This is a genomic window from Marmoricola sp. URHA0025 HA25 (genome assembly GCF_054059435.1).
This window is the reverse complement of record NZ_JBSSCD010000001.1, coordinates 2,692,229-2,713,696: the sequence shown is the minus strand read 5'-3', so window position 1 is coordinate 2,713,696 and position 21,468 is coordinate 2,692,229. Positions and strand designations below refer to the sequence as shown.

The 21,468-nt window shown below is 70.0% G+C and carries 24 protein-coding genes; 21 read left to right on the top strand and 3 right to left on the bottom strand.

What is annotated here, in order from left to right:
• The first annotated feature begins 7 nt into the window (after window positions 1–7).
• The 10 genes from ACVW00_RS13330 (at window position 8) to ACVW00_RS13285 (ending at window position 6,798) form a co-directional block, all read left to right on the top strand.
• Complete coding sequence (locus ACVW00_RS13330) at window positions 8–1,081, top strand: amidohydrolase family protein (protein WP_457111384.1); 1,074 nt, start codon at window positions 8–10, stop codon at window positions 1,079–1,081.
• Window positions 1,078–1,524, top strand: coding sequence for an SRPBCC family protein (locus ACVW00_RS13325; protein WP_457111383.1), 447 nt, complete (start codon window positions 1,078–1,080; stop codon window positions 1,522–1,524). The genes ACVW00_RS13330 and ACVW00_RS13325 overlap by 4 nt, the downstream gene beginning before the upstream one ends.
• 180 nt (window positions 1,525–1,704) lie before the next feature.
• Window positions 1,705–2,352: a 30S ribosomal protein S16 gene (rpsP, locus tag ACVW00_RS13320; RefSeq protein WP_457111382.1), complete on the top strand. Its 648-nt coding sequence runs from the start codon at window positions 1,705–1,707 to the stop codon at window positions 2,350–2,352.
• A 5-nt stretch (window positions 2,353–2,357) separates the two neighbouring features.
• The gene (locus ACVW00_RS13315) at window positions 2,358–2,600 is read left to right on the top strand and encodes an RNA-binding protein (RefSeq protein WP_457111381.1); all 243 of its coding nucleotides are present in this window, start codon (window positions 2,358–2,360) and stop codon (window positions 2,598–2,600) included.
• Between the two features lie 150 nt (window positions 2,601–2,750).
• Complete coding sequence (gene rimM, locus ACVW00_RS13310) at window positions 2,751–3,287, top strand: ribosome maturation factor RimM (RefSeq protein WP_457111380.1); 537 nt, start codon at window positions 2,751–2,753, stop codon at window positions 3,285–3,287.
• Window positions 3,284–4,450, top strand: a complete 1,167-nt coding sequence (trmD, locus tag ACVW00_RS13305) for a tRNA (guanosine(37)-N1)-methyltransferase TrmD (protein WP_457111379.1) — start codon at window positions 3,284–3,286, stop codon at window positions 4,448–4,450. The genes rimM and trmD overlap by 4 nt, the downstream gene beginning before the upstream one ends.
• Window positions 4,451–4,626: 176 nt before the next feature.
• On the top strand, window positions 4,627–4,977 hold the full coding sequence (rplS, locus tag ACVW00_RS13300) for a 50S ribosomal protein L19 (protein WP_457111378.1): 351 nt from the start codon (window positions 4,627–4,629) through the stop codon (window positions 4,975–4,977).
• Between the two features lie 58 nt (window positions 4,978–5,035).
• Complete coding sequence (gene lepB, locus ACVW00_RS13295) at window positions 5,036–5,740, top strand: signal peptidase I (RefSeq protein WP_457111377.1); 705 nt, start codon at window positions 5,036–5,038, stop codon at window positions 5,738–5,740.
• Between the two features lie 24 nt (window positions 5,741–5,764).
• Window positions 5,765–6,490: a ribonuclease HII gene (locus ACVW00_RS13290; RefSeq protein WP_457111376.1), complete on the top strand. Its 726-nt coding sequence runs from the start codon at window positions 5,765–5,767 to the stop codon at window positions 6,488–6,490.
• The gene (locus ACVW00_RS13285; protein ID WP_457111375.1) at window positions 6,487–6,798 is read left to right on the top strand and encodes a DUF2469 domain-containing protein; all 312 of its coding nucleotides are present in this window, start codon (window positions 6,487–6,489) and stop codon (window positions 6,796–6,798) included. The genes ACVW00_RS13290 and ACVW00_RS13285 overlap by 4 nt, the downstream gene beginning before the upstream one ends.
• 3 nt (window positions 6,799–6,801) lie before the next feature.
• Here ACVW00_RS13285 and ACVW00_RS13280 read toward each other — a convergent pair whose 3' ends face one another.
• Together ACVW00_RS13280 and ACVW00_RS13275 are read right to left on the bottom strand one after the other, a co-directional pair.
• Entirely contained in the window at window positions 6,802–8,124 is a 1,323-nt protein-coding gene (locus tag ACVW00_RS13280) for a pilus assembly protein TadG-related protein (RefSeq protein ID WP_457111374.1), read from the bottom strand.
• Window positions 8,124–8,642, bottom strand: a complete 519-nt coding sequence (locus ACVW00_RS13275) for a TadE/TadG family type IV pilus assembly protein (protein WP_457111373.1) — start codon at window positions 8,640–8,642, stop codon at window positions 8,124–8,126. Before ACVW00_RS13275 ends, ACVW00_RS13280 begins: the two co-directional genes overlap by 1 nt.
• Window positions 8,643–8,958: 316 nt before the next feature.
• Here ACVW00_RS13275 and ACVW00_RS13270 point away from each other — a divergent pair, with 316 nt between their 5' ends.
• From ACVW00_RS13270 to ACVW00_RS13220, 11 genes are all read left to right on the top strand, one after another.
• Window positions 8,959–9,366 carry a TadE family protein gene (locus ACVW00_RS13270; RefSeq protein WP_457111372.1) on the top strand — a complete coding sequence of 136 codons (408 nt, stop codon included), beginning with the start codon at window positions 8,959–8,961 and terminating at the stop codon, window positions 9,364–9,366.
• Complete coding sequence (locus ACVW00_RS13265; RefSeq protein ID WP_457111371.1) at window positions 9,357–11,159, top strand: pilus assembly protein TadG-related protein; 1,803 nt, start codon at window positions 9,357–9,359, stop codon at window positions 11,157–11,159. Before ACVW00_RS13270 ends, ACVW00_RS13265 begins: the two co-directional genes overlap by 10 nt.
• 109 nt (window positions 11,160–11,268) lie before the next feature.
• On the top strand, window positions 11,269–11,742 hold the full coding sequence (locus ACVW00_RS13260) for a TadE/TadG family type IV pilus assembly protein (RefSeq protein ID WP_457111370.1): 474 nt from the start codon (window positions 11,269–11,271) through the stop codon (window positions 11,740–11,742).
• Window positions 11,739–13,529, top strand: coding sequence for a hypothetical protein (locus tag ACVW00_RS13255; protein WP_457111369.1), 1,791 nt, complete (start codon window positions 11,739–11,741; stop codon window positions 13,527–13,529). The genes ACVW00_RS13260 and ACVW00_RS13255 overlap by 4 nt, the downstream gene beginning before the upstream one ends.
• 90 nt (window positions 13,530–13,619) lie before the next feature.
• Window positions 13,620–14,042: a TadE/TadG family type IV pilus assembly protein gene (locus ACVW00_RS13250; protein ID WP_457111368.1), complete on the top strand. Its 423-nt coding sequence runs from the start codon at window positions 13,620–13,622 to the stop codon at window positions 14,040–14,042.
• Window positions 14,039–14,497: a TadE/TadG family type IV pilus assembly protein gene (locus ACVW00_RS13245; RefSeq protein ID WP_457111367.1), complete on the top strand. Its 459-nt coding sequence runs from the start codon at window positions 14,039–14,041 to the stop codon at window positions 14,495–14,497. The genes ACVW00_RS13250 and ACVW00_RS13245 overlap by 4 nt, the downstream gene beginning before the upstream one ends.
• A 55-nt stretch (window positions 14,498–14,552) precedes the next feature.
• Window positions 14,553–16,493 (top strand): hypothetical protein, encoded by a 1,941-nt coding sequence (locus tag ACVW00_RS13240; protein WP_457111366.1) that lies wholly within the window; start codon window positions 14,553–14,555, stop codon window positions 16,491–16,493.
• Window positions 16,494–16,656: 163 nt separating this feature from the next.
• On the top strand, window positions 16,657–17,022 hold the full coding sequence (locus tag ACVW00_RS13235; RefSeq protein WP_457111365.1) for a YraN family protein: 366 nt from the start codon (window positions 16,657–16,659) through the stop codon (window positions 17,020–17,022).
• A 16-nt stretch (window positions 17,023–17,038) separates the two neighbouring features.
• Complete coding sequence (locus ACVW00_RS13230; protein WP_457111364.1) at window positions 17,039–18,628, top strand: YifB family Mg chelatase-like AAA ATPase; 1,590 nt, start codon at window positions 17,039–17,041, stop codon at window positions 18,626–18,628.
• A complete protein-coding gene (gene dprA, locus ACVW00_RS13225; protein WP_457111363.1) occupies window positions 18,625–19,764 on the top strand; it encodes a DNA-processing protein DprA in 1,140 nt (379 codons plus the stop codon). Before ACVW00_RS13230 ends, dprA begins: the two co-directional genes overlap by 4 nt.
• Before the next feature lie 28 nt (window positions 19,765–19,792).
• Entirely contained in the window at window positions 19,793–20,725 is a 933-nt protein-coding gene (locus ACVW00_RS13220) for a tyrosine recombinase XerC (protein ID WP_457111362.1), read from the top strand.
• Here the strand turns inward: ACVW00_RS13220 and ACVW00_RS13215 are convergent.
• A complete protein-coding gene (locus tag ACVW00_RS13215) occupies window positions 20,673–21,221 on the bottom strand; it encodes a murein hydrolase activator EnvC family protein (RefSeq protein ID WP_457111361.1) in 549 nt (182 codons plus the stop codon). The two genes, ACVW00_RS13220 and ACVW00_RS13215, sit on opposite strands and share 53 nt — an antisense overlap.
• Window positions 21,222–21,468 lie beyond the last annotated feature (247 nt).

Sequence of the window (21,468 nt, the reverse complement as noted above, 5' to 3'; positions counted from 1 at the left end):
CGCCGGCATGGCGATCGAGAGGTTCCGAGGAGTCGTCCTGCCCGCCGGCGAGACCGCCGACCTGTACGTCGTGGATGGCCGCGTCACCTGCGAGCCGCAGGCCGGCGCCGACACGGTTGCCGAGGGGTGGATCGTGCCCGGGCTGGTCGACGCGCACAACCACCTGGGGTTGGAGGACGAAGGCGCGGTCGACGACGCGACGACCGAGGAGCAGGCGGTCGCCGACCGTGATGCCGGCGTGCTGCTCCTGCGCGACTGCGGGTCACCTGCGGACACCCGCTGGGTGTACGAGCGCGACGACCTCCCGCGGCTGATCCGCTGCGGACGGCACATCGCCCGCACCAAGCGGTACCTCCGCAACTACGCCCACGAGATCGAGCCCGACGAGCTCGCCGAGTGCGTCGCCCGCGAGGCGGGTGGCAGTGACGGCTGGGTGAAGCTCGTGGGGGACTGGATCTCCCGCGAGAACGGCGACCTCGCGCCGTCGTTCCCGGACGAGGCGGTCGCCGTGGCCATCGCGGTGGCGCACGACAACGGCGCGAAGGTCACGGCGCACTGCTTCGGCACCGGCTCGCTGTCGCCGCTCCTCGACGCGGGCATCGACTGCATCGAGCACGGCACCGGGCTCACCGAGGCGCACATCGCGCAGATGGTCGCCCAGAGTGTCGCCCTGGTGCCGACGGTGCAGCAGACGGCGAAGTTCCCCGAGTACGTCGCCGCCGCGAGCGAGCGGTTCCCGGCGTACGCCACGACGATGGAGGGACTGTTCCGGCAGCGCCGCGACGTCCTGATGGCGGCGTACGAGGCAGGCGTGGAGCTGTACGTCGGCAGCGACGGTGGCGGGTCGTCCCGCCACGGGTGCCTCGAGGAGGAGATGCGCGCGATGGTCGAGATGGGGCTGCCTGCCGACTACGTGCTCGGCGCCGCATCGTGGCGCGCGCGCGAGTGGCTGGGATGGAACCCGACTCTCGAGGAGGGCGCTCCGGCCGACTTCGTCGTGTACCCGCGTGACCCACTCGCGGACCTCGGCGTCCTCCGCGAGCCGACCTGCGTCGTGCTGCGGGGGAGGGTCGTCGCGTGAAGGTCGACGTCGAGGTCGAGACGGTGATCCGGCGTCCGCGCGCCGAAGTCGCAGCGTACGCCGGCGATCCCTCGAACGCACCGCAGTGGTACGCGAACATCCGCTCGGTCCAGTGGCAGACCGATCCGCCGCTGCGGGTGGGCTCGCGGATGGACTTCGTGGCCCAGTTCCTCGGCCGCAGGCTCGCGTACACCTACGAGGTCGCCGAGCTCGTACCTGGAGAGCGACTCGTGATGCGGACGTCCGACGGGCCGTTCCCGATGGAGACGACCTACACCTGGTGCGACGTCCCGGAGGGCACCCGGATGACGCTGGGGAACCGTGGGACGCCCAAGGGATTCGCACGCTTCACCGCTCCGGTCCTCGAGCGCGCGATGATCCGGGCGACCCGCAAGGACCTGGCGAGGCTCAAGGAGCTGGTGGAGGGCTCGGCGGCCGGCTGAGGGCCGCCCGGGACGCGATTTCACGTGGCCGCGGGCTTCTGGCAGAATGGCGCGCTGAGTCGCAGCAGCCGAGGGACCCTCTCATCCCGACGCGGCAGCGCCCTTCGAGTGGCCGACCCGGTCCCCACCTGGTCTGCGGTCGCTCGCCCACCACAGAACATCCAAGGAGACACCACTAACGTGGCCGTCAAGATTCGCCTGAAGCGCATGGGCAAGATCCGTCAGCCCTACTACCGCGTCGTCGTCGTCGACGCCCGCAAGAAGCGGGACGGTCGTGTGATCGAGGAGATCGGCAAGTACCACCCGAAGGAGGAGCCCTCGTTCATCCAGGTCACCTCCGAGCGGGCCCAGTACTGGCTGGGTGTCGGCGCGCAGCCGACCGAGGCCGTCGAGGCCCTCCTCAAGATCACTGGTGACTGGCAGACGTTCAAGGGCCTCCCCGGCACCGAGGGCACCCTGCGGGTCGCCGAGCCGAAGCGGGACAAGACCGAGCTGTTCAACGAGGCGCTCAAGGACGCGGCCAGCGAGCCGAAGTCCGAGGCGGTGACCAAGAAGGCAGCCGCCAAGAAGACCGCCAAGAAGGCAGCGCCCGCCGAGGCCAAGGCCGACGAGGCTCCTGCCGACGAGGCTCCTGCTGCCGAGGCTCCGGCCGAGGAGGCACCCGCTTCGGAGGCACCCGCTTCGGAGGCTCCCGCTGCCGAGGCACCCGCTGCCGAGGCTCCGGCCGAAGAGGCGCCTGCTTCGGAGGCTCCCGCTGAAGAGTCGGCCGCTGACGCCCCCGCCGAGGCTGCTGCCGACGAGGCACCCGCGGCCACCGACGAGGCCTGACCGCGATGCTGGCCGAGGCGCTCGAGCACCTGGTCCGTGGCGTGGTCGACCACCCCGACGACGTCACGGTGCGCGACAAGGAGCTGCGTCGCGGATCGATCCTCGAGGTCCGGGTCAATCCCGAGGACCTCGGCAAGGTGATCGGCCGCGGCGGCCGCACCGCCACCGCGTTCCGCACCGTCATCTCGGCGCTGGCCGGTCGGGGTGGCGCTCGGGTCGACTTCGTGGACGTGGACCGCAGGCGCTAGCCGGAGGGCCGCGTCCGCGAAGCAGACGGCACAGCGTGGACGTGGACCGCAGGCGCTAGCCGGAGCCCGCGTGGCTCGACCAGCGGGCAAGCCACAATGGGCACCGACTCCTCCGAGTCGGTGCCCGTTGTCATCCCAGGGAAGGTGAGCGTGGACGACTACCTCGTCGTGGGCCGGATCGCCCGCCCGCACGGCCTCAAGGGCGAGGTCGCGGTCGAGCCGCGCACCGACGAGCCCGACCGCAGGTTCGCGGCCGGTGCGCGGCTGCAGACGGAGCGGAACCGTCCCGGCGCGCGCACGCACGAGGCGCTGACCGTCGCCGGCAGCCGGTGGCACTCCGGCAGGCTGCTCGTCACCTTCGAGGAGATCCCCGACCGGACCGCCGCCGAGGAGGCTCGCGGCACCGTGCTCGTCGTACCGGTCGACCCGGAGGAGACCCCGGAGGACCCCGACGAGTTCTACGACCACCAGCTCGTCGGCCTCGCGGTCGAGGACAGTCGGGGCGAGCGGCTCGGCACCGTCGTCGCCGTCGCCCACGGCACCGGGCAGGACCTGCTGCACATCGACGTCGACGGCGTGGAGGTGCTGTTCCCCTTCGTCGCCGCGCTGGTCCCGGCGGTCGACGTACCGGGCGGGCGGATCGTGGTCGACGACCGTCCAGGCCTGCTGCGACCGGACGCCTCGTGAAGATCGACGTCGTCACGATCTTCCCGGACTACCTGGCGCCGCTGGAGCTGTCCCTCGCCGGCAGGGCACGCGAGCGCGGCCTCCTCGACGTCCGGGTCCACGACCTGCGGGACTGGACCCACGACCGGCACCGCACCGTCGACGACACGCCGTACGGCGGCGGCGCCGGCATGGTGATGAGGCCGGAGCCGTGGGGCGAGGCGCTGGACGCGGTGGCGCCCGATGCCGCGACGCTCGTCGTCCCGACGCCGTCCGGGGTGCCGCTGACGCAAGCGGTCGCCGAGGAGCTCGCGACGCACGAGCACCTGGTGTTCGCGTGCGGACGCTACGAGGGCATCGACCAGCGCGTCCTGGACCACGCGGCGACGCGCCTGCAGGTGCGCGAGGTCTCGCTCGGCGACTACGTCCTCAACGGCGGCGAGGTCGCGGCGCTCGTCGTGATCGAGGCGGTGGCGCGGCTGCTGCCGGGCTTCATGGGCAATGCCGACTCCATCGTCGAGGAGTCGCACCAGGACGGCCTGCTCGAGTACCCCGTCTACACCAAGCCGCCCGAGTGGCGCGGCCTGGCGGTGCCCGACGTCCTGCTCTCCGGCGACCATGCCCGGATCGCGGCCTGGCGGCGCGATCAGGCGTTGCGTCGTACGGCGGAGCGCCGACCCGATCTCCGGCACCCCTCCGAGCTCCTCGACGACCTCGAGATCAGGCCGGTCGAAGCTGCGGACGCCGGCGAGCTGTTCACGTTGCAGCGTGCGTGCTGGGTCCAGGAGCAGCAGGCCAACCCCGGCGTCGTGATCCCGGCGCTCGAGGAGACGTACGCCGACCTGAAGCGCTGGATCGCCACCGACACCGTCCTGGTGGTGCGCTCGGCCGGCCGCCTGGTCGCCGCGGTGCGCGCCCGGCTCCACGAGCGGCCCGACGGCGCCGTCTGGGACATCGGCCGGCTGATGGTCGCGCCCGACCTGCAGGGCCGGGGGCTCGGTCGCCGGCTGCTGGAGCTGATCGAGCAGGTCGCCCCCGAGAGCGCCGGCCGATTCGAGCTGTTCACGGGGAGCGGGAGCCTGCAGAACCAGAAGATGTACCGGAAGGCCGGCTACCGGCTACGCGGGGAGATCGAGCCGGGCGTCGTCGTCCTGACCAAGCCGCGACCGGCCGATTTCCGTTAGACCCCCGACCTCTGGCAAACTTGCTCCTTGGCCCAGTCGGCCACGATCGTCCGGAGTCCGATCCCGGAGATCCGCGTGAGCACCTGCCACAGGGGGCGCAGCGCGAGGCCACCTGACTGGCCGACACCGATCCAACACTGTCCGCGGCTGACCTGTGGCACTCGCGAGGAGACATCATGACCAACGTCATCGACGCGCTGTCCGCAGGCACCCTGCGCGACGACGTCCCGGCCTTCCGCGCCGGCGACACCGTCAAGGTCCACGTCAAGGTCGTCGAGGGCAACCGCTCGCGCGTCCAGCTCTTCCAGGGCGTCGTGATCCGGGTCCAGGGCTCGGGCGTCGGCCGGACGTTCACGGTCCGCAAGGTCTCGTTCGGCGTCGGCGTCGAGCGCACCTTCCCGCTGAACTCCCCGATCTTCGAGAAGATCGAGATCGTCACCCGTGGTGACGTCCGCCGCGCGAAGCTCTACTACCTGCGCAACCTCCGTGGCAAGGCTGCCAAGATCAAGGAGCGTCGCGAGGCCTGATGTCCCGCCACGCTCTTCAAATGCACCGAGCGTTGGGACACACGGTTAGGCTCCGCACGTGACTGACCCCTCTGCGGCGAGCTCCGCGACCGCCGAGAAGGACAAGAAGGAATCGCTGCCGGTCTGGCAGGAGAGCCTGCTCCTCCTCGCCATCGCGCTGGTGCTCGCGGTCGGGATCAAGTTCTTCTTCGTCCAGGCGTTCTACATACCGTCCCCGTCGATGGAGCCGCTGTTCATCAAGAACGACCGGATCCTGGTGCAGAAGGTCTCCTACTGGGGCGACAAGGGCCCCAAGCGCGGTGACATCATCGTGTTCAAGGACCCGGCCCACTGGCTGAGCAGCGACGAGACGCGGACCGCGAGCAACCCGGTCACCAAGACGCTCGAGGCGGTCGGCCTCTACCCGTCCGGTGGCCACCTGGTGAAGCGGGTCATCGGCATCGGCGGCGACCGGGTCAAGTGCTGCGACTCCGAGGGCCGGGTCACCGTCAACGGCAAGGCGCTCGACGAGAAGTCCTACCTGCCGAAGGGGACGCTGCCGTCGGAGGACACCTTCGACGTGCGGGTCCCGGAGGGCCACCTCTGGGTGATGGGGGACAACCGCGGCGACTCGGCCGACTCCCGGTTCCACATGGGCCAGCCCGGCGGCGGGTTCGTGGCCGACGACCTGGTCGTCGGCAAGGTCTGGGCCCTCATCTGGCCGTGGAAGCGCGCAGAATGGATCCACACGCCCGACACGTTCAAGGCGATCCCGAACCCCTGACGAGCACCTGATGAGCCTCCACCGATGAGTCCCGTGCCTCGCGGCTCCACGATCCGGCGCGATGCCGGGTTGTACGGCTACGAGCGCGCCCTGCGCCGCGCCGGTCTGGCGCCGGTGGCAGGGGTCGACGAGGCCGGGCGTGGTGCCTGCGCCGGGCCTCTGGTCGCGGCCGCGGCGATCCTGCCGGAGGGCAAGGCCGGCCTGGTCCCCGAGCTGAACGACTCCAAGCTGCTCACGGCCAAGGCGCGCGAGCGCTGCTACGCCCAGGTCACCCGCCGGGCGCTGGCCTGGTCGGTCGTGGTGGTGGAGTCCGAGGAGTGCGACCGGCTCGGCATGCACGTCGCGAACGTCGAGGCGCTGCGACGGGCCCTCGCCAGGCTCGACGTGCGGCCGGCGTACGTGCTCACCGACGGGTTCCCCGTCGACGGGCTCGGCGTACCGGGGCTGGCGATGTGGAAGGGCGACCGCGTCGCCGCCTGCATCTCGGCAGCATCGGTGATCGCCAAGGTCACCCGCGACCGGATCATGACCGAGCTGCACCAGCAGTGGCCGGAGTACGACTTCGCCACGCACAAGGGCTACATCACCGACGAGCACTCCGAGGCGCTGACCGAGCACGGTCCGTGCCCGATCCACCGGATGAGGTTCGTCAACGTACGCCGCGCCGCGGGCATCTGCGACGAAGCACCGATCAGCCTCGAGCCGCAGCTCGAGCTCGACCTATTGGATTCAAGGGAAGGTCTGCGATGAGCGCTGAGGACCTCGAGAAGTACGAGACCGAGATGGAGCTGACGCTCTATCGGGAGTACCGCGACGTCGTCGGCATCTTCAAGTACGTCGTGGAGACCGATCGGCGCTTCTACCTGTGCAACCAGGTCGACGTGAAGGCCCGCACGGAGGCCGGCGACGTCTTCTTCGAGGTCTCCATGACCGACGCCTGGGTGTGGGACATGTACCGCCCGGCCCGTTTCGCCAAGAACGTCAAGGTGCTGACCTTCAAGGACGTCAACGTCGAGGAGCTCAACAAGGCCGACGACCTCGAGCTGCCGAAGCCCTGAGGCTCAGCGGTCCAGGGCGGGATCGCTCGGAGGCAGGTCGGCGTTGTTTGACCCGGTGTAAACGAGCGACATCGTCGACGGGTTGCCGCGGAAGTCGACGTCCTTGACGACGACCAGTGAGTCCATCGCTCCAGCGCCGTTGCCCCGGAATCCGAGGACGGCGCTCGCGGCGTCGATGGTGCCGGTCACGGATCCGGCTCCGTTGCCCTTCAGCTCGATGTCAGAGGTGTTGTTCCGATCGGCGACGATCGAGAAGCCCTTCATCGGCCCGGTCGTCGGCGGGTGGATGGAGAGGGTGGCCTGGCCGGTGTAGGTCATCGAGCCACCTGCCTGGCCTCCGGACGCGCAGGGGGTCGGGGCGGGTGAGGTGCCGCAGGCGAAGTACAGGGTGACGCCGGCGGTGGCGTTGATGGAGTTCTGTCCGGACAGGTGAAGGTCGCCGGTGATGACGTAGAGACCGGGCTGGAGCACGCAGTTGTTGCCGATGGTGGGGCTCTGGTAGAAGCCCGGGCCCTGCGTGCAGATACTGGCCTTCAACCCGGCCGGGACGTTGAACCAGCTGTTCGCGGCGCTCGGCAGCTGCACGCCGGCCAGCGGGTCGACCAGCGTCGGACTACCGGTGGTCGCGGCAGGGCTGATGTTGCCCGCGGCGGTGCCCTGCACCTGCACGCTGCCGCCGGTGACCGCCACGGCACCGTTGTTGGCGGTGCTCAGGTTCCCGTTCGCCTGGACACTGGTCCCGGCGACGGTGATGTTGCCGTTCTGGATCGTGTGGGTCATGTTGGCGCCGAGCATGCACAGACCGCAGTTACTCAGGGCGCCTACAGTGACCGTTGCGCGCGCTCCGGACGCCACCGGTACGTCGGAGATGCCGGCCGAGTTCCCGAGACCGGTCTTGACGTGCCGAGCGGGCAGATTGACCCACACGTGGCGCCCGATCGCGTCGATGGAGATGCACGTGGGATAGGTCGGGACGCTCGTGAAGCCGGTCGGCGGTGTGTCGCAGGTTGCCCAGTCCGCTGCAGTGAGGTCGAAGTTCGCCTCGGCGTACTGCTTCGCGGCGGCAGCCGCGTCGGGCTTGCACCCGGAGCTCGGGGTCGACGTGCCGTCCGAGCACTTGCCCGACGTCGGGTAGAGCACGTTGACCGCGGCCAGGGCAGCTGCGTCCGCCGCGTTCTGCGATTGCCGGCGTGTGTCACGGGCAAGCCCGAGGTCGACGACCAGTGCGGCAATGACGAACAGCGCCACGGCACACAGTGCCACGAGGACTGCGACCGCCCCGTCCTCCCGGGAACGAGCGGACGACGCCCGGCGCCGGGCGGGCATCAGCACCATCCCCAACCGGGGCTGCTCGCGGGCGCTGCGTCCTGGGTGTTCGTCCAGGTCCCTGCCTGCGTCACCTGTTCGATCGACATCTGGGTCTTCGAGAGGATCCAGCCACCGTGCGGCATCGGCAGCAGGCCGATCACGCCGTCGGAGTGGACCATGGCGCAGACCACGACCGGCTTGCCCTTCTGCCAGTTCGTGGCGTCGACCTTGACCAGCGGGGACCCGGTGATGGCCCCGATCTCCTTGCCGGTCGAGCAGCGAAGCTGGACGGAGTTCGCCCCCGTCGTACATCCGGACTGGAAGGAGAAGCTCTCGACGACCGCCTGGCGCACCGCCTCACGCACGCCCTGCCGGGTGCTGAGCGAGTCGTTGAAGTAGAGCCCGTACTGGATGATGCCGAAGACCAGGAGGAACAGGATGCTGCTGACCAGGGCGAACTCGACCGCCGCGGCCCCACTCTCGGTGCGCGGCCACGACGGTCGGGACAGACCGCGCCGGAGTCCCGGTTCGACCACGTTCCCGACCCCCCGCCGTTCCGTGACGCGCGGGCGCTCCCACGTCGCTCGCGTGTCCGACCTGAGTCGGATCTGGTCGACCAGTCTCTCGGGCACGGAGCGTCAGGGCATCGACCGTTCGGCTCGGATGCGGCGGTTGGGAGGATCGTCCGATTCGGAACCATCGGTCAACGAACGCTGACCGTTCGGAGGCTCCGTCTAGACCATTGGTCCCAAACCCGGTACCTGCAGGGCAATTCGTCGTTATTGTGAACAACCGCGGCTGTCATGCGCCCGGTGCCGGGAAGCAGCGACACAGAAGTATGGGGGAAGAGTGATGGGCGCAAGGGCTTCTCGAGACGACGGCGGTACCGCCGCAGTCGAGTTCGCCCTGATCTCGATTCCGTTCATCCTGCTCGTCTTCGGGATGATCCAGTACGGCTGGTTCTTCTACGTGGCCCAGACGACCGGCGGCGCCGCGAGCAACGTCGTACGCCGCCTCCAGGTGGGCGATTGCTGGAGCGGAAACCAGGCCCTGACTCTCGCCCAGAACCAGGCGCCGATGGTGAGCAGTGTCGACAAGAACCCGTCGGCGATGCCCACCACCAGGGGCACGGACATCACGATCACGCTGACGGCCGACGGCAGCATCCTCGGACTGATCCCCATGCCCCACAACGGCCAGATCACCAAGACCGTGCATGCTCGACTCGAGGACACGGATACGAGCGGGTCATGCAGCTGAATCGGAGAGCGCGCGACGAGCGCGGAGCGTTCGCGGTGATCTTCGGTCTGATGATCGTGCTGCTGGTGTCGGTCGCTGCGCTCGGCATGGACCTCGGCAACGCGATCTCGCGCAAAACCGACACGCAGAACCAGGCGGATTTCGCCGCCATCGACGCGGGCCAGGCCAACCCCCTGGCGATCGCTGCGGGCGCCGCCGGATCGATCGTGCCGGCCGCCGTCACCGCGCAGGTCGCCGCATCGCTGAACAGCAACCAGCCGGAGGACGACGACCGCGCCTGCTGGGTGGACAACAACTGCGTGACGACTGCGCAACTGACCGACTGCCCGGCAACGCCCACCGTAGCTTGCCTGGTCAACGGTGAGGTGCGGTTCACCGCCCGGGGCCGGCTCCAGGTCACAGCCCCGCGGACCTCGGTCAACTTCAGCTTTGCGAAGGTGTTTGGCGTCGACGGCACGGACGTTCAGTCGAGGGCCACCGTCGGTGTGTTCAGCCCGGGCCCCCGGATCTTCCCGATGTTCGCGGTCTCTGGGTGCGACTGGGGCCAACAGGCGCTGACCGATCCCGCGTCCGGCTCAACGGCTGTGCCGCCCTTGGCGTTCGACGGCGACAGTGACAGCCAGAACAAGGTCATCGACGGGAGCCTGGTCGTCAAGGACTCCGCGGCGAACACCGTGGCCGCGCTGCCCCTCAACTCGACCGGCAACACCATGCTCATCAACTCCACGGCGTGGAAGAACCTGACCAAGTTCGGATTCTTCCGTGGCGACGACACCAGTCCCGCCGCAGTCGTCGAACAACCCGTGTTCTGGTCCGCCTCGGACAGCACCCAGACGCCGCTGGTGACGCCGTACACCACGAATGCCGGGGGCCAGCTCGGGATGAACATCCCCAACTCGGTCGCCCAGGTCGAGACGACCTGGTACGTGCGGGCGTTCAACAACGGCTCGGGGAAGTGGACGCCTCGGTCCGAGGCTCAGCCCTTGGCTGTCGGGCGCACCGTCCTCGAGTGCGACTCTGATCCGACGGCCGGCAACTTCGGCACGATCAAGCTGCCGCGCACCGACGTGCCGACGGCCCAGCAGCTGTACAAGAACATTGCGAACGGCCTGCAGGATCCCCTCCACCTGGTGGTGCACGACTGGGCGAGGACCCACACCGCCTCGCCCCCGGGCACCTGCGTCGACGGAGTGAACTTCGCCGTGGTGTCGACCGGTGGCGGCGCCACCCCGCTGAAGCCCGACACGAACTGCGTGGACACCGTCACAGGCGTCACGACCGGCGACGCCGACCAGGGTTTCATCATGTACAACTCGGGCCACGGCCTGCTGACGACCGCACCGACGCATACCGGATGCGCCCCCGGGGGCGGGAGCGCGAGCCGGACGGTGCACCTGAGTGGCCGCGACTACACGATCAACAACGACACGCTCAGCTGCTACCTGCTGCCCGGTAAGCAGCTCGCTGACGTGCAGAGCTCGACGTACAGCGGTGGGCCGGCGTTCACCGCCGACCTGCTCAACTCGCCGCGCGTCGGCTACGTGCCGGTCTTGAAGGTCGCCCCGTCGGGCGGTTCCAACAAGTACTCGATCATCGACTTCCGGCCGGCGTTCATCACCGACGAGAAGCCAGGGACGGCCGCGAGCGCCAGCAATGGCATCATGGTCAACAGCAGCGGCATCACGCAGATCAAGGTGTTCTTCTTCAATCGGGAGGCCCTGCCTCAGGACGGCGACATCCCGTTGATCGATTTCCTCGGAGTCGGGAACCCGATCGTCCACCTCGTCGACTGAGTCCAAGTCCGAGCGGCTCACGTGGCGGCTGTGGCCATATTTCGAAAACCGATCTAAAACGGACATTTGCCACTATTCTGCCTATATGGTCAATTGCGGGCGGGTACCGGTGGCAAGCCGCACACGTGTGCACCACGGGCGTGCGCAACACGGGGCCGCTGCGGTCGAGTTCGCGCTGGTGATGATGCCGCTGCTCGTGCTGCTCTTCGGCGCGGTCCAGTACGGCCTCTACTTCTGGTCGATGCAGGGTGGCAGCGACATCGCCCGGAGCGCGGCGCGGATGGCAGCTGTCGGCGACACGGCGACGAAGACCTGCACGGCGTTCAGGTCCGCCGTACGAGGTCAGGTCGACGGCGTGAGCGGCACTGGCTCCACGGCGACGGTCACTCGTTCCTACGCCGACACGGACTCCGAGGGTGAGGGACTGACCGAGGGCGACACCGTCCGGATCTCCGTGCAGTTCAAGAGCGTTGACATGCACTTCCCGTTCGTTCCGTTCATCCATGACGGCCTGGTCACCTCGACGGCGGAAGCCCGGATCGAGCGCTACGACCGCGACCACCCGCCCGAGGGGTGCTCATGATCTGGCGGCGCGCGCGCACGCGCACGGAGCGCGGGACGGTGGCCATCATGGTCGCGCTGCTCTCGGTGCTGCTCTTCGGCTGCGCAGCCCTCGCGGTCGACCTCGGCAACGCCTGGGCCCGCGGGCGGGCCGTCCAGAAGCAGGTCGACGTGAGTGCCCTCAGCGCCGGATGGATGCTGCCGATGACCGCGACCAACAAGCTGACGATCGCCGGCAAGGTCGCCGGCTTCCTCAGCGACGCGGACAACCGCGCGCAGGGCCAGGCGACGGTCACCGGCGCACAGCTGGTGGACAACGACCTCACCAACGGCGAGGTGATCTTCCAGAACAACGACGGGACGCCCTGCTCCGACAAGTGCACCCAGATGCGGGTCCTCGCACCGCAGGCCGAGGTCGACTTCGGCTTCGCGTCGGTCATCGGTATCGACAAGACCCACGTGCAGCGAGAGGCGACCGTCAGGGTCGTCTCCTCGCTCCTCCCGTCGAAGAAGGGCATCCCGTTCTGGCTGCCCACCGGGTGCGGATACGGTCCGACGCAAGCCGACACCACGCAGGGTGGCAGCCTGCCCAGCGCGACGCCGACCGCCACTCCCACGGCGACGGCCACTGCTACGGCCGCACCGCGGTTCGTCCCCGACCCGGCCCAGGTGGGCGGCCACACGCTCAACGGTGCAGCGGTCACGGATGTCGGCTTCGGCGGGACCACTCAGGTCAACGGGTACAGCGTCAGCGGCCTGAGTGGCGGCGGCGTCAAGAAGATCACCCTGCGTGCCTACCCGCCGAGCGGGACGGCGTACGTCGACTTCGCTGCCCAGACGATCAGCGGCAGCGGCCTCAGCCTGCCGCAGTTCCAGGTGAGCGGGTTCGACGTGTCGGCGATCGCGGGCGACTGGTACGTCTACGCGCTCGCGGAGAAGAACAACTCGTTCACCTACTCGAGCAACCATCTGGTGATCCGGGTCACGGGCGGTCCCGCGCCTACGGCCACGCCATCGGCGACGCCGACAGCCGTCGACACCGGCATCTCCGTGGGCTGCCTCGGGCAGGAACGTGGCAACTTCGGCCAGCTCGACAGCCCCCGCCACGAGGGCGGCTCGAAGCAGACGCGGTTCGCCCGCAACATCGCCTTGGGCATCGACCACCGGCTCGTCGAGTACAAGTTCCCCGACGCGGTGGCAGAGCGCAAGCAGTGCGACGAGCCGGCGAGCCCGCTCCCCGGCTCGCAGCTCGACGACACCGCCCGGAACGGCAACAACTGCATCGTCGGCGACACCGGCAACGACGGTCCGAAGACGTACGACGGACTCGTCGCCGGGCTCGGCGACGGCACTCCCGGACGCCTCGATGTCGCCCACGGGCACACCAGCTGCCCGGGCCGCAGCGACGTCACGATGGACGCACACGTCATCAACAACGACGTGCTCTCGTGCTACCTGCGCGATCACGCCACGCTCGCCGACATCACCTCGGCGACCGGGGTGACCACGTCGATGCTCGACGCGGCGGTGATGGACTCGCCGCGGTTCGTGTGGATGCCGGTGGTCTACGCCTCCGACCGGGCACAGAAGAGCTTCCAGCCGATCAGGCAGTTCGTCCCGGGCTTCATCACCGACGAGACGCAGACCACCGCTGCCACGAGTGCGAACGGGCTGGAGATCAACGGCAATTCCGTCAAGGTGCTGCACGTGTTCACCTTCAACCGCGACGCCCTGCCCACCGAGGAGGAGTCCGAGACCACCGACTACGACCCGTCCCTGGGAGGTGCGATCGTCCGACTGGTCGGCTGAGGGACTGGTCTACCTCAAACTAGACCAAAGCGGACATTTCCTACCAATTCCCTTATTCTCTGCTAGCACGGGGGAGAGGGAGACATGGGGATGTTCACTGCACGATCGTGCCGGTCCGAGCGTGGTGCCGTCGCCGTCGAGTTCGCGCTGATCTTTCCGGTGGTGTTCGCGGCGATCTTCGGGGTCATCCAGTACGGCACCTACTTCTGGGGTCGTTCCACGGCGGCGGCGAGTGCGCGCGAGTCCGCCCGCCAGCTCGCGGTGGGCACCAAGTGGGCGTGTACCCAGACCCAGGCGGTGGGCAAGGCGAGCAGCGCTGGCAAGAACGTGGCGGTGGCGATGCGTTACCTGAACGCCAGCAACACTGCCGTCGTCGGTGACCTGGTCGAGGTCACCGTCACGGCCGAGACCCTGGCGCCCACGTTGCTGCCGATCCCCGGCGGCGGCCGGATCACCGAGGTGGCCACCGCTCGGGTCGAGAACATTCCGCCCAGCGCCCTGGACTGCTCATGAGCACCCGAGGCGCGGGGCGCACCGAGCGAGGTGCTGCAGCAGTCGAAGCGGGACTGGTCATCTCGTTCTTCCTGATCCCCCTCGTGCTCGGGATCATCAGTTACGGCAGCTACTTCTGGCAGGCCCAGAAGGTCGAGCCGCTGTCGAGCCGGCTGCCCCTGCAGAACATCGTCGGCACCTTCAACTGCGCCCAGCTGATCGACCGCGTGAAGACCACGGTCAAGAATGCCCTTCCGTCTATCACCGGGCTCGTGGACTCCGACCTTCCGCTGAGCGCGATCGGCGTCACGGTGGTCGACGCGCTCCCGACGGTCGGAGTCGACGTGTCTGTGTCGATCGGCCTGCAGACGTCATTCGACCTCGGCGGGCTTGTCCCGCTTCCCAACGGAGGAAAGCTCTTGTCCGAAGCGACGTACCGGCTCGACAACGTCAAGCTGACCACGGCGGGCTGCTGACATGATCAGGCGACTTCTCGATCGACGCGATGACCAGAGTGGCCTCATCGCGGTCATGACCGCGATCACCGCGACCGCGATGCTCGCCGCCGGCGCGCTCGCCGTTGACCTCGGCAACACCTGGGCCCGTCGCGGCAACCTGCAGGGTCAGGCCGACCAGGCTGCAGTGTTCGCGGCGCACTACCTCCCGGCGTACGACGACGCGGGCAAGCTCCAGGTCGCGAAGGCGGCCGCCTACTACATCGTCTGCAACGAGGTCTACGGGCAGACCGAGGTGGATACCACCATGCCCAGCTGCCCGAGCTCCCCCGAGTCAGGCAGCTCCGCGTTCAACTCCTACGCCAGCCGGCTCCTGTCCGCCGGGAACGTGACGTTCCCCAGCATCGATGGCGGGACCGGCACCTACGTGCAGGTCACCACGCCTGCCGCCAAGATCGACTTCGGACTGGGAGCCGTGGCGGGCCGGTCCGGTTCGATGCAGACGAAGACAGCCACCGCACGCGTGGGTTCACCAGGCTCCGTCACCCCGATGTCGCTGTCGCTGAACTGCCTGCTCAGCGCGGCCATGAACCTCCCCGGCGGCATCGGCAACGCGCTGACCGGCATCCTGCCGCTGAACTACATCGCCCCGGGGCCGATCAAGATCGACAACGTCGTCACCAAGTGGCCGACGTCGATGAGCACCTCGAACTCGATCGCAGTGAACGTGCCGAGCGTGACGTCGGCGATCCAGGGGATCGACCCTGGACCGGTCACCTGGACCGGCAACGGGTGGGGCACCGTGGTGCTCGGCCTCGGACCGGCGATCAGGCTCGTCTTCGCGCAGGGCGACCAGACCGGCGCCACTGTCGCGTCGCTGCCGTACTCGGACCTGACGCCGGTGAGCCTGCTCAGCCTGCTGGGCACCGGAGTGGCCCCCATCCCGACGGCGGTCTTCAACAAGGTCGGCACGTGGAAGGTGCGGGTGGGCGTCAAGGCGGTGGGCTCGTCGAACTACGTGTACTCGAAGACCGATGTCGAGTTCAACGTCCAGCTTCCCGGCGTGACCCAGGACCTCCTCGGCTGTGCCCGCCTGCTGAAGACCCCACGCGACCTCCAGGTCGGCACGCCCGGCAACCTCGACTACAGCCTCAAGGCGGGGGTGGACCACCCGATCGCGCCCAACCCGAACCTGCTCACGGTCAACACCGGATCGGTCAACAGCGTGCCGAGCATGCTCAACGCGCTCAACGACGCCACCGCCCTGGTCTCGTGCAACAACCAGATGCCGAACATCTACGACAACGGCGGCGTGCACCCGGAGCCGAACTGCGTGATGCCCGAGCAGGGTGCGAACACCTACAAGGAGTTCACCGACGGGATGATCGGCCCGTCGGAGACCATCCCGGCCAACAACTCGACGCACAGCAGTTCCTACACGGCCGCGGGCCGGCTGGTCTGCACGAGCTCTTCGCCCTGCAGCCGCTCCTTCACGCTTCCGGGCTTCCCCGGAGAGCAGATCAACGACGACCACTTCACCGACTTCGTGAAGCCGGACCGGGTGAACCTGCTCACCGAGCCGATGTTCTTCAACCTGAGCACCTACCTCACCCCAGGAGTTCCCGCGGTGACGCCCGACAGCGCGTTGCTGCCGGGTCTCTACAGGTCCGCGCGGTTCATGTGGGTGCCGGTCATCTCCAGCCCGGTGGCGCCGAACAGCGCGAACTACTACCCGGTGCTGACCTACCGTCCGATCTTCATCACCCAGGACGCGCCGCACTACCTCGACCAGGTCGACATGGTGCTCGACATCGTCGACGCCTGGGTGAAGGCGCTGCTCGGGATCAGCCCGGACGACGACCACGGACTGCTGATGAACGCGGCCGGCGACACCCTGCGTGCACTGCGCTTCATGACCATCGAGCCGACGGCACTGCCGGCGCCACCCGACAACTACGACGGACCGATGACCGACTACCTCGGGACCGGGCCGAAGGTCGTCCGGCTGGTGCGGTGACCTGACCGACGTCTTCCGCGCCCGCCGGGCCGGCGGCTGAGCTCGGGCCTGGGGCCGTTTCGCGTGTACAGACCCGTTCTGCGGGGCAGGTCTGCACAGGCGAGGCGGTTCCGGGTGCGCCCGGGTCGCGGCCTGCGGAAGCCTCCGGTGCGGAGGTGGTCCGGTGAGCACAGGCAGGCAGAACGGCGCACTCGGTGCGTACGGCGAACGGGTGGCTGCGCGCTACCTCGCCGATCTCGGGATGAGGGTGGTCGACCGCAACTGGCGGTGCGACGCGGGCGAGCTCGATCTCGTGCTCCGCGACGGTGACGCGCTCGTGTTCTGCGAGGTGAAGACGCGCACCGGCACGGCGTACGGGCACCCGCTGGCGGCGGTCGACGCGACCAAGACCGAGCGGCTCGTCCGGCTGGCCGACCGGTGGATGCAGGAGCGGGGCGTGGTCGCCGCCGACGTGAGGTTCGACGTGGTGGCCGTCGTCCGGTCGCTGCGCGGCGCCGCCGAGGTCGAGCACCTGCGAGGACTGGGCTGATGCGGGGGCGCGGCTGATGTGGGCGAGCACGCGCACGGTGTCGTTGCAGGGTGCCGTCGGCCACGTGATCGACGTGCAGGTCGACGTCACCCAGGGGCAGATCGCCACGAACCTCGTCGGGCGGCCGGACGCGTCGATCAACGAGGCCCGCGACCGTTGCCGGGCAGCGATCGAGAACAGCGACTACAGGTGGCCGACCAGCCGGCGGATCACGATCCTCCTCTCGCCGGCCGACCTGCCCAAGCGGGGGCCGCACTTCGACCTCGCGATCGCGGTCGGGGTGCTCGCGGCGAGCGAGGTCCAGTTCCCGGCCGGAGCGCTGGACGGTGTCGTGCTGATCGGGGAGCTCACCCTCGACGGCCGCCTGCGCTGCGTGCCCGGTGTGCTCCCGATGGTGATGTCGGCGTCGGCGAGAGGCATCACGCGCGTGATCGTGCCGGAGCCCCAGGTCGGGGAGGCCGCGCTCGTGCCGGGGATGGAGGCGTACGGCGTGCGCTCGCTGCGCCAGGTCGTCGCGCTGCTCAACGGCGACGAGGAGATCCCGGAGGCGCCGCCGGTCGAGCCGCCGACCGGGCAGCTCCTGCTCAGCTGGCGGGGCGAGGCCCGGCTCGAGGACGTCGACCTGGTCGACGTGCTCGGCATGGAGGACGCGCGCTACGCACTGGAGGTCGCGGCGGTCGGCGGCCACCACATGCTGCTGACCGGCCCGAAGGGTGCCGGCAAGACCACGCTCGCCGAACGACTTCCCACGATCCTGCCCGACCTCAGCCCGGAGGAGTCCCTGGAGCTGACGGCGATCCACTCGCTGTGCGGGGCCCTGCCGGCGACGACGCCTGTGCTGACCCGGCCGCCGTTCCGCGCCCCGCACCACTCCGCGTCCCGTGCCGGCATCCTGGGCGGCGGCAGTGGGCGGGTGCGACCGGGCGAGGTGAGCAAGGCCCATCTCGGTGTGCTCTTCCTCGACGAGTTCCCGCTCCTGCCGAGCGACATCGTCGAAGCGCTCCGCCAGCCGCTCGAGAGCGGCGAGATCACCATCGCCCGCGGTGACGAGGACGCGACCTACCCCGCAGCCGGGATGCTCGTCCTCGCAGCCAACCCATGCCCCTGTGGCGAATTTCATCCGGCCCATCGAGACAACCGGTGCACCTGCAGCGAGGTCAGGAGACGCGAGTACCGCCGCAAGCTCTCAGGGCCCATCGCCGACCGCATCGACATCACCCGCTTCGTGGAGCCGGTCAAGGAGCGCGAGCTTCACGACAAGCTCGCCCAGCCCGAGTCGTCGGCGACCGTGCTCGCACGGGTGACCGCCGCACGGCAGCGTCAGCGCTCGCGCTACGACGGCACGCCGTGGCGGCTCAACGCCCACGTGCCCGGCCCGCTGCTGCGCGAGCGCTGGCCCGTCGATCCGGCGGCCGCGCAGCGGCTCGACAAGGAGGTCTACGCCGGCATGCTGACCCGTCGAGGCGCGACCCGCGTGCACCGCGTCAGTTGGTCGGTCGCCGACCTGCGAGGACTCGACCGGCCGGGTCCGGACGAGGTCGAGGTCGCGCTCCGGCTGCGCTCGGCCCTGCCTCTCGACCTCGCGATGCTCGGAGGGGCGGCGTGACCGCGACCCGGGTCGACCCCGAGCGCGCCGCCCGGGTCGTGCTGAGCCGCGTCGGTGAGCCCGGCGATCCGCGCCTGACCGGCCTGGTCTCCGAGCTGGGGGCCGAGGCCGTCCTCGCAGGGCTGCGCACCCAGGGAGCGCAGGGCGACCTCAAGGACGACCTCGCGGCCCGGCTGGCGCGCGCCGACCCGGACGAGGAGCTCGATCGCGCTGCGCGCCAGGGGATCCGCTTCGTGACCCCGACCGACAGCGAGTGGCCGGTCGCGGTCGACGACCTCGCCCACGCGCCGTGCCTCCACGAGCGTGGCGGGGTCCCGCTGGGCCTGTGGGTCAAGGGCCCCGGTCGGCTGGACGAGCTCACCGGGAGGGCGGTGGCCGTCGTCGGCTCCAGGTCGGCCACGACCTACGGCGGCTCGGTGGCGGGCGACATCGCGGCCACCCTGGGGGAGGCGGGGCACACGGTCGTCTCCGGCGCGGCCTTCGGCATCGACAACGCGGCCCATCGCGGGGCGCTTGCGGTCGACGGGCCGACCGTTGCCGTCCTGGCCTGTGGCGTTGACCGCGCCTACCCGCTCGCCCACAAGCGCCTGCTCGACTACATCGCCGACGTGGGACTCGTGGTGAGCGAGGCGGCTCCCGGGTGCGCTCCGACCAGGATCCGCTTCCTGGCGCGCAACCGGATCATCGCCGCGCTGGCCCAGGGCACCGTCGTGGTCGAGGCAGCGATCCGCAGCGGTGCGCTCAACACGGCGAACTGGGCTGCCGGACTGAGCCGGCTGCTGATGGGGGTGCCCGGGCCGGTGACCAGCGCACCCTCGGCCGGCGTCCACCAGCTGATCCGCGTGCGCGGCGCGCTCCTGGTGACCGACGGACACGACGTGCTCGAGGCAGTCGCCCCCGTCGGAGCGCACACGAAGGGTCACGTGCAGGAAGCGGCGCGGCCACGCGACCTGCTCAGCACGGAGCAGCGCCAGGTCCTCGACGCAGTCCCCGTGCAGCGCGGGGCGCGGTCGGCCCAGATCGCCCACGCCGCGGGACTCGCTCCCCACCGCGTGGAGGCGACGCTCCTCGGCCTCCACAGCGCCGGCTTCGTCGAGCACGCGAGCGGCCGATGGCGCCTCGCGCCTCCCGGCTGATCGCTGCCGCACTTCGTACGCTGGCCGGGTGACCGACCTGCCCGAGGAGCTCCCGGAGGAGTTCGCCGTCGCGCTGGCGGCCTACGAGCGCCATCTGGTCTCCGAGCGTGACCTCACGCCCCACACCGTCCGCGCCTACCTCGGCGACGTGACCGGGATGCTGGCCCACGCCCGGGCGCTCGGGCTGGTCTCTCTCGACGAGCTCGACGTGCGCGCGCTGCGCAGCTGGCTGGCCAACCAGCAGACCCTCGGCAAGGCCCGGACGACGATGGCGCGCAGGGCGACCGCCGTGCGCGTGTTCACGGCCTGGGCCCTGCGGACGGGCCGGGCCGGCGTCGATGCCGGCGCCCAGCTCGGCAGCCCGAAGGCACACCGCCCGCTGCCGTCAGCCCTGGACGTCGCCCAGGCGCGAGCCCTCCTCGACGCGGCCGCTGCCGCAGCCGACGACGGCAGCGCCGTGGGACTGCGGGACGTGGCGATCCTCGAGCTGCTGTACGCGACCGGCATCCGCGTCGGTGAGCTCTGCGGCCTCGACCTCGACGACGTCGACCGGTCGCGCCGGGTGGTCCGGGTCTTCGGCAAGGGCCGCAAGGAGCGCACCGTGCCCTACGGCCTGCCGGCCGATGTGGCCCTGGGCCGCTGGCTCGACGAGGCGCGGCCGCGCCTCGTGGCGCCCGGCGCAGGTGCGGCGCTGTTCCTCGGCGCGCGCGGCGGTCGCGTCGACCAGCGCGCGGTGCGCAGCATGGTGCACCGCCGGCTGGCCGACGTACCGGGTGCTCCGGATCTCGGACCGCACGGCCTGCGGCACACGGCGGCCACCCACCTGCTCGAGGGCGGCGCCGACCTCCGCACGGTCCAGGAGCTGCTCGGGCACGCGTCGCTCGCGACCACTCAGGTCTACACCCACGTCACGGCAGAGCGGCTGCGAAAGGCGTACCAGCTGGCGCACCCCAGGGCATGACCGCGGCGAGCAGGAGGAGCGGGAGCAGCCGCACCGGCGCGTGGCCCAGCAACGAGAGCGGGTCGAGGTAGGTCTCGCCGCGGAGCAGCCCCCAGTGCAGGCAGGTCTGCGGGAAGCAGTGGCTGAGACCTGTCTGCAGGATGCCGATGGGGCCGCCGGTGGGCAGCGTGTCGCCCACCGCGACTGTCGCATCGACCGGCTCGTACGTCGTCCGGGTGGCGCCGTGGGAGACCACGACGACCCCTCGCCCGGCGAGGGTGCCCGCGAACGTGACGGTCCCCGCGAGGGCCGTGCGGACCTCCTGACCCGGTCGACCGAGCAGGTCGACGCCCCGGTGTCCCGCACCCCAGGCCGTGTCCGGCGGGTCGAACCGGCGTACGACCGCCGGGGCCGGGTCGAGCGGCCACACGGCGGGCCCGGTCGCCTCGGCGCGGGCCTCGCCCGGAGCCGCAGCCATCGCCGCGAGGAGCAGGAGGACGAGCAGGAAGGCCTTCATGCGGGCCAGCGTCGGCGCCCGGGACAGCGAGCGCGACGCAGACGTCCACGGCTGTGGACAGCGAGCGCGGCGGCAGGGCTGTGGACGGCGGCGGTCACGGTGGCCACGGCCGTTTCGACACCCCTGCGCCCGACGGCTAGACTGCCTCCAGCAACCCATCCGGGTTGACTTCGCACGCCCGTTTTCCTCCGGCTCCTTCGCGGGAGGGCGACGGTCCTCGGTCCCCCGTTGGAGTGATCCAGCGTCG